The 6,011-nt window shown below is 51.6% G+C and carries 7 protein-coding genes; 5 read left to right on the top strand and 2 right to left on the bottom strand.

Annotated features, from left to right (window positions below):
* On the bottom strand, positions 1–222 hold a 222-nt coding region (locus NTV65_10200), incomplete at its 3' end, for a hypothetical protein (protein ID MCX6115565.1).
* A gap of 131 nt (positions 223–353) precedes the next feature.
* On the opposite strand from NTV65_10200, the gene NTV65_10195 reads away from it, so the two are divergent.
* The 3 genes from NTV65_10195 (at position 354) to NTV65_10185 (ending at position 3,191) form a co-directional block, all read left to right on the top strand.
* A complete protein-coding gene (locus tag NTV65_10195) occupies positions 354–1,193 on the top strand; it encodes a hypothetical protein (protein ID MCX6115564.1) in 840 nt (279 codons plus the stop codon).
* 161 nt (positions 1,194–1,354) lie between these two features.
* The gene (locus tag NTV65_10190; GenBank protein MCX6115563.1) at positions 1,355–2,560 is read left to right on the top strand and encodes a hypothetical protein; all 1,206 of its coding nucleotides are present in this window, start codon (positions 1,355–1,357) and stop codon (positions 2,558–2,560) included.
* A gap of 145 nt (positions 2,561–2,705) precedes the next feature.
* The gene (locus NTV65_10185) at positions 2,706–3,191 is read left to right on the top strand and encodes a hypothetical protein (GenBank protein ID MCX6115562.1); all 486 of its coding nucleotides are present in this window, start codon (positions 2,706–2,708) and stop codon (positions 3,189–3,191) included.
* Positions 3,192–3,243: 52 nt separating this feature from the next.
* Here the strand turns inward: NTV65_10185 and NTV65_10180 are convergent, their stop codons facing one another.
* Complete coding sequence (locus NTV65_10180) at positions 3,244–3,606, bottom strand: hypothetical protein (protein MCX6115561.1); 363 nt, start codon at positions 3,604–3,606, stop codon at positions 3,244–3,246.
* Positions 3,607–3,771: 165 nt separating this feature from the next.
* Between NTV65_10180 and murA the strand changes: the two genes are divergently transcribed.
* Both murA and NTV65_10170 read left to right on the top strand, forming a co-directional pair.
* On the top strand, positions 3,772–5,061 hold the full coding sequence (gene murA, locus NTV65_10175; protein MCX6115560.1) for a UDP-N-acetylglucosamine 1-carboxyvinyltransferase: 1,290 nt from the start codon (positions 3,772–3,774) through the stop codon (positions 5,059–5,061).
* Between the two features lie 20 nt (positions 5,062–5,081).
* The gene (locus NTV65_10170) at positions 5,082–5,801 is read left to right on the top strand and encodes a hypothetical protein (protein MCX6115559.1); all 720 of its coding nucleotides are present in this window, start codon (positions 5,082–5,084) and stop codon (positions 5,799–5,801) included.
* Positions 5,802–6,011: the final 210 nt, after the last annotated feature.

The following is a 6,011-nucleotide window of genomic DNA, read 5'->3' as shown; positions in this document are numbered from 1 at the left end:
GGAGGAGGCGAATAACACTAATAACCTATTCAGTAATTCAACCGACTTTTGATAGACTTCGAGCTTTTCATGACAAAACATATCTTCTATTAATCGGTTCTTTTCGAAATAAGTTTCCGCTATCGGAGCGGGAGCGGGAGCGGGTAACGGGAAGCGGTTCACGTTCCAGCGCAGGGATTCAGCATCCATTATCTTACATTCTTCGACCGGCTTTTCTTCCATCTGCCGCGCATAGTTATGCCATCATCCAGTAGCTTCCCACCCACACTTATTGGTTAGGAACCCTTTATCCTCATTTGCAAGGCGCTTTTCTGCTACTATACTATAGCTAAACCTTTTGGAGAGCCCCTACTGTGACCACACCATACGAGGTATTGACCTACTTATTTCCTTTCGTTGCAACAGCAGGAGCCTATAGCGCTCAGATTCAAGATAGAGTGGGCACCCATGCGGCAAAGGATGGAGAGACGCTCTTTCATCACGCGCTCTCTGATGCCGATCTCACCATTCAGAGCTTTCTAGAGGTCGCTTTGCTGCGACGCTATCCACACCTAAGCTTTTTTTCAGAGGAGCAGGAGCACTCCCTTAATGCGAAGTACTTTTTACCTGATGCTGAGCTTGAGGTGTTGCTTGATCCAGTTGATGGCACCCGTTCCTATATTGATAACCGTGAGCACTATCAGATTATCGTTACGATTCATGATCGTAGCGAGATAGTTGGCGCGCTCTGTTATATGCCGAGGCGTCAGCGATGTTACTATGCCAGCAAGGGACAGGGCGCGTTCGTATTATCACAGCAGGAGTTTGAGCAGGGGGCTAGTGGCAGACGGCTAACCCTAGCGCAGCGGGAGGGGCCGGTTTTGTTATTTAATGCGCCGGACCTGCAAGCAAAGTTATCCCCTTACATGTCCATTAAGGATCTTATAACTACCTATAGTAGTGAGCCAGGAAGGTATAATTCGACCGATCTGATCGAGGGCTTGGCGTTAGCTACCCTGCATAGGCCGTGTCAGGCCATAGATGCAGGTGCAATTGGGTTTATAGCGGCTGAGGCCGGGGCCATAGTTACAGACTTTAAGGGGCAGGCTCCGGGGAGCTATCGTGGCTCGGCTAAGCGTATGGTGCCTAATCTCGTGGTGGCAGCAACGCCTGAGATTCACGCGCTGATCGTAGCGACCCTTGCCGCGGATTAAATCAGTGCGTTTGGGTTTCTTTTAGATCCAGCATCTCAAAACTATTTTTTTCTTATTAGGTCACACGCTTCTGCATCTGACACATAACGTATCTGGATCCGGTTAATCAGAGCTATTTTAAAGGATCCTAACGCTAGCCGAAAGTTTCAGGGATAGAAGCGATGAATCAGATGCCTCTGGATCGAGTTAATCGACGCGAAGCGCTTGGCGCTGGGGTTGCTGCCCTTACAGGCGCCATATTTGGGCGTGAGTCCTCGGCAGTAGCGCAATCCCAGCGCAATTATTTTTCGTTTAACTTAGCTAATAAGCACCCAACCGGATACGGCATTGATCCAAGTGTAGTGCCAGCTATCTATCGTTCTGTTGCTGATTGGCTCGGCGCAGCACTTATTGAATCACGTGGTACGCTTAACTGTAAGGATAAGGGCAGCACGTATCAACTACACCTTAAACCAAACGAAGAGCGTGAAGCTATCGATACCGCTAGAACAATTACTAGAGATATCTGGCGCGAGCGCAGCATAGCAAAAAGCTCAAGCCCAAAGAGCGAACCCTCAGCAGGTGAGATTAAGGCGAGCGTCGATCACATGCTATCGCTGCGTAGTCGATATGCGCACACCCCGATCGGAATGAGCGTTTATGCCTGTGATAATGAGCGTAAGGGTTTAAGTTTTGGCACTCCGGCAGAGATGAAGTTCTGGAACAAAGCCAACACCTTTCACGGACTGCCCGGGGCCGCAGGCCCGATTAGGGAGCAGGGTAAGTTTCTTGAGCTAGTGCGCTCAACGGCACCGAGCAAAACTAAGGCAGGAGATCTACTCTTCTCAGTCGGTTTTAACGGGCACGGTGCGTCTGGTGGAGAGGGCATGTCGATGCTCAGTAACGGAGCTGGTAGCCTTTCTGGGGCCTTAATGACCGGGGCCAGTATCGCCAAGGCACTCGAGGAGCACTGCCATAATAACCGCGACCTCTATTTAAGACAGGCTAAGAGCGATAACTGCGCCTATATCGGAGTGTTTATATTTTGTTGTTTTTCACAGGACCAGGTGCGCAACAACTCCAAGGGGAGGGATGCCGGTAATAGTAAAGATCTATTGAGTCGCATGGAGAATCTAACCGCGCAGCATAGGGTTCGTTTTAACGTATTCACAGAAAGCGAGACGATGAAGCCGGGGTTTTATGAACCCGGAACGGTTATTCCAGCCCTTGGGCCGCGTGCCTTAGCGCGCGCCACGGATAACAAGAAGGGCAATCTTGAGATCGGAGATATCTATGACTCAATCGGTTCGGGTGGTGATGGTGTTGGTAGCAATCCGACCCTCTTTGTAACGGATCGAAAACGACCCTTTATGTTCCAGATAGTGTAATCCGGCGTGCATTTCGGGTGCGGTTATTAAACCGGCCACCCAGAGGTTTTCTAAATTTTTTACCAAGGTAACGCAGCAGAGGGCATCAGAGAGATGTCGTGAGCTTTATTTAGCTCAGCTGCGTGTATGGTGAAGGTACCTCAATATGAAAACAAGACGCATAACTTCATTTCTTCTCGCAGTTATATTCGGCCTCCTTTCAGTAGCAGCGCCAGCCCCCGCTCTCGCCGATAATGAGTTTGGTGCTGATTTAGGAGGCAGCGATGGCGCCTGGGGTTGGAGCCCTCATGGTAGGGATCAACGGGGATCTGGTGATGGGTATGCTGGAGGGGGCTTCGGCGGTGGTAATGATGATTACGGTTCAGGTGGATACGGTGGCGGTGGATACGGTGGCGGTGGACCATTCGGTGGTGGGCAGGCTGCTGGGCAAGGTGGACTCCTTATGTTTATCCTCTCCCTTGTTCGGGGTGGCACCGGGCTGACCGGTGATCAGGCCGACCGCTCCGCAGGGGCGATAACGAACCTCTCAATGGTAACGGGTGGAGCATCAAATCAAAGGGGCCCTGGTCGCAATAACGGCTCGCAGGGACGGATTCAGGTTCCTAACAATAACTTCTTCGATGCACCGTAGAGCCAGCGTGGATGCGGGGTGCTCGTTATATTACGAGCACCCCGCACTCAACTTAGTTTGAGAACTTGCTGATCAGGCGCTGCTTTAACTGATCGATCTTATCTAGTAGGCCAGAGAACATGTTTAGCACCTGAGAGCCGTGCTGATATCGTTGCTCCGCCACCAATTGAAGCCCGCGTAGGGGGTTGTTTAGTAGTTTTTCGATCATTGGCAGACCCTTAATAGGATTTTCTACCCATTCCGTCTTCGGAGCATCCATGTTTAGGTCCTTAGCCAACTTCTTGACATCAGCTACATTCCCCTCGTCGATGTTATATGCGGCCATAAGAGTATTTTGGGATTTACCTAATTTCTCTCCTACCGCTATGGCAGATTTATAGGGTAGGTCTGTTGTAGGATTAAATTCAACTGGCATAACGTATCTCCTTAAGTTAGTAAGCCCCTGAGACTAGGTGCGTATCACCACCTCAGGAGATAATTTTATAGTAATTCGGATAACTGAGCAGTTTGTTGCTATTGTTCTCACTGCCCGATCTGAAATAGCTTTGGGCCGGTAGTTTCTTAGGGGCGAACGGGGACGATGTCTGAGTTTTTTGAAATAGTTGGCGGGATTGCCTTACGGGGAACGGTGCGGGCGGGTGGAGCTAAAAATGCTGGCCTACCCCTTTTAATCTCAACCCTGCTAACCGGGGAGGAGTGTACCCTAACCAACGTACCCAACCTGACCGATACGAGCCTGGTTCTTCATCTCCTGGAGCAGTTCGGAGCGGAGGTGCACTACGATGGTGATGAGGTAAGGGTTAGGACCCCGAAATTACTTGCAACAGAGGCGAGTTATAGCCTGGTCAAGGCGCTACGAGCATCGTTCTGGATCCTGGCGCCGTTACTGGCGCGTGGACGCGCGGCGCGGGTCGCACTTCCGGGAGGCGATCTAATCGGGGCTCGACCGGTAGATCTGCACCTTGAGGGGCTAACAAAGATGGGGGCCGAGATCTCACTTAAACACGGTGTGGTTTATGCAACTGCACTAAAAGGGCTCCGTCCCGCTGAGATCGATCTCAGATTCCCCTCGGTCGGCGCAACTCATCAACTGATTATGGCGGCCAGCCTTACCCCCGGGCGTACGATTATTAAGGGCTGTGCAAGGGAGCCCGAGATCGTAGCGCTAGCAGAGTTTCTAAACGGCATGGGTGCCGATATTCAGGGCGCTGGTGGATCTGTTGTTGAGATTAATGGACGGAGCGAGCTTGGCGGTGCCACGACGCACCTAATCGGCGATCGGATCGAAGCCGGCACCTACCTGTTGGCGGGGGTGATCACAGGCGGCGAGGTTACGGTGGAGGGGATCGATCCGAGTTCATTCGGGGTGTTCCTTGAGATCCTGACAGAGATGGGGGTGCAGCTCTCTACCACAAGCTCTACGGTAACCGTACGGTGCACCGCACCACTTAAAGCCGTTAATGTTAAGACCGGGCCGTTTCCTGAATTAGCCACTGATCTGCAACCACTGCTAATGGCAGCGCTGACGGTTGCAGAGGGCACGAGCACGATAGAAGAGACTATCTATGAGGGGCGCTTTGGACACGCCTCTGAGCTTGCGCGCATGGGGGCGCAGATCAAGATAGTGGATAGGACGGTTGTGATTGAAGGGGTTTCTAAATTAACCGGCGCACCGGTTGATGGGCTCGATATTCGCGCTGCTGCAGCGCTAGTGCTGGCTGCTCTGGCAGCAGATGGGCGTAGCGAGATCCATGAACTACATCATCTCCGACGTGGATATGAGCATGTAGAGAGAAAGATGGGAGCGCTTGGGGCCAAGCTCTTGGCGCGTATTAGCGACCCGGAAGATTTTATATTTGCGGGCTGTTAGCCAAAAAGGTGCTGTATATTATGAGCGCTCAGCTGCCCCTTCAGCTCTCCCACTCGATACGCTACTCTTCATTGGACTTTCTTGAGCATGCAGGGGTCTCTGAGGTAGTCGCTACGGTTCTGGCGATCGCAGCGCACAAGCGAAAATTCTCGCTGATCTATCTGCAGGGAGAGAAGCTATCTGGAAAAACGCATACAGGCGTTTATATCGTTGGTAGGGTGCAGGAGTTAGCGCGAAACGCCAGGCTGCTGCGTGGCCCAGATCTTGGGGAGTGGTTCGTTGATGAGCTACCCACTAATCCATTTAGAGCAGGCGAGCTCTGTGTTATCGATGACGCAGATATATTCCTTGAGAACGCGCAGAGTCGGGGGCAAGCGGGGCTCTTCGTCGATATCGTCGAGCGACTTGCGCATGCAAACGGGACCCTGGTACTGCTTGGAACAATTACCCCTGACAGGATAGCGACCAGCTCGCAAGCGCAGAGTCGTATCGGGGCTGGAATGCACCTCGTTTTGGGTAATCCGGTGGAGGCTGATCTTAATCAGCTACTGCACATGATTACTAAGCAGCGGGGGTTAAAGCTTACTGAGGGGAAGCGCTCCTATATCTTGCGACGAGTGCCTAGGGTAATACCGGCACTCGTTGAGTGCATTGAACGGCTAGAGGAGGGCAATGATTTTACAGAGGCTAGCACCTCCTTTCACCTACTCTCTGAGGCGCTGACGCTAGAACGCGTCTAAAGCTTTTAAATTTCACTGAAATAGATGGTATATTCAGGTAGATACGCATGCTTTCACCGAATTTCAGGCTGTGCTAAAACTATGCAGTTAATATAGACGCTGGTCTAAGGATATATCCATGCAGAGACGTAGAGTTGTTGTAACCGGTATCGGAATCATAAGCCCCCTTGGAAACACCAGAGAGGAGTCGTGGGCTGGGGCTAAAGAGGG

Source organism: Pseudomonadota bacterium (genome assembly GCA_026390555.1).
Classification (GTDB): domain Bacteria; phylum Bdellovibrionota_C; class UBA2361; order UBA2361; family OMII01; genus OMII01.
This window is presented reverse-complemented; position numbering and strand designations above follow the sequence as displayed.